Source organism: Pseudaestuariivita atlantica (assembly GCF_001205715.1).
Classification (GTDB): domain Bacteria; phylum Pseudomonadota; class Alphaproteobacteria; order Rhodobacterales; family Rhodobacteraceae; genus Pseudaestuariivita; species Pseudaestuariivita atlantica.
In genome coordinates, this window is sequence record NZ_AQQZ01000045.1 from 1 (window position 1) to 1,563 (window position 1,563).

Annotated in this window: 1 protein-coding gene; it reads right to left on the reverse strand. The window is 57.8% G+C overall.

The genetic code is table 11. The annotated features are described in order from the left end of the window. Positions 1-377: 377 nt before the first annotated feature. Positions 378-1,409, reverse strand: coding sequence for an IS110 family RNA-guided transposase (locus ATO11_RS21015; RefSeq protein ID WP_050532868.1), 1,032 nt, complete (start codon positions 1,407-1,409; stop codon positions 378-380). Positions 1,410-1,563: the final 154 nt, after the last annotated feature.

Sequence of the window (1,563 nt, forward strand, 5' to 3'; positions counted from 1 at the left end):
CTTCCGTAATGGGGCGGGCCTCTGTCAAGGGTTTCGGGCAAGTCAAAAATCCCGGCGAAGATCTCATTCTTCACCGAGTTTTAAGGCACAAATTCAGAAGCTTACTTTTTCTTTTTCACTGCAACCGCACTTCAGGACTGAAGGACACCCCCTGCACGGGCTTCGCTCTTCCGTCCGTAGTCAGCCTCATGGCTGCCACTCTATGCCTGGTCCAAATCTGGTCCCTGGGTACCTATCTTTTACGCGTATTCAGCGTTAGCCGATAACTTGCGGGCTTCCGGCATCTCCAGGAACCTCGTCCCGGCAGGGGACCTCGTTGTACCTGTCGTCAGGTGCAGTGCGTTCCTCCGTCCGATCAAGTTCTGGAATTGTTTTACTCAGACCGTTGCCGGGGAGCTCTGCGCATAGCGGAATGGTGTGCCGTCTCGCCACATGCGGTGCAAAACAACGCCAATGCGCCGCGCAAGTGCAATCAAGGCCCGTTTCGATCCACGCCGATGGGCCACTCTGAGCGCCCAGGCCTGGAGCCAGTTTGGTGACCCACGGTGCATCAAGATCATCGCCGCTTGATACAAGGCCGTTCGAAGGGCCCGGTCACCGGCTCGAGTGATCTGCCCGACAATGTCCATCTCTCCGGATTGAGTGCGCCTCGGTGTCAGCCCCACCCACGGTCCAACATCCTTCGATCGCACAAACCGGGTCGGATCGTCGATCGCGGATTTGACCGTCAGGGCGACGATCCGACCGACGCCCGGCATCGTCATCATCAGACGGCAAACGTCGTCTTGTTTTGCCAGATCCGCGATTGCCGCATCCAATTCGGCCAACTCGGCGCGCAACTGCGCACGCGCGCGCAAAAGGGCCTCTGTCGACGCCGACAGGATTTCATTCTGCTCAACCAATTCCCTCACCCGGGCCTCGTACCTGATCCGGGTGACATGCCCCAGCTTCAGGCCGAAGTTCCGCAAAACACCCCGCATGGAAAGCTCAAGGTTGATGATGGCCTGCTGAACTGACTTGCGCGCCGTCAGCAACGCGCGGATTTCCTGGGAGGACACGGATTTGCGGTGCACGGGCTTGTACCATCCCAATTGAAGCAAGCGCGCAATGCCCTGGGCATCGCGCCGGTCTGTTTTGATCGGCATGGCCTTCAAGGCGGCCTTCACCAACCGTGTTTCCATCATGACCACGTCAAACCCTGCCTCTTCCATCCCCTTGCTCAGCCATTGGGACAGAGGTCCGGCTTCGAGACCGATCGTGTCGATCGAATATGGCAGGGCGACGATCGCGCGCACCAGGGCTTCAGGCTCACTCTCCGCCTGCAATTCTTCAACAATAATCCCCTGCGGCCCCAGCACACAAATGGCCGTGCTTGCCAGAGATACATCCAGTCCGATAAATACATTCATGTCGTTGCCCTTCTATTCTCAGGAATTGAGGCGCATGGAAACATACGACCTCGTAGACGCGCTGCAGGCGCATCAAGGGCAACGGCACTCCATATCATGCTGACAAACAAGCGAAACGTGCTCGATTCGCCGACAGCCCCATTACGGCATCTTT

Bases quoted from the DNA above. Each gene is read 5' to 3' on its own strand.
- ATO11_RS21015 (WP_050532868.1), bottom strand. From the start codon at position 1,409: ATGAATGTATTTATCGGACTGGATGTATCTCTGGCAAGCACGGCCATT.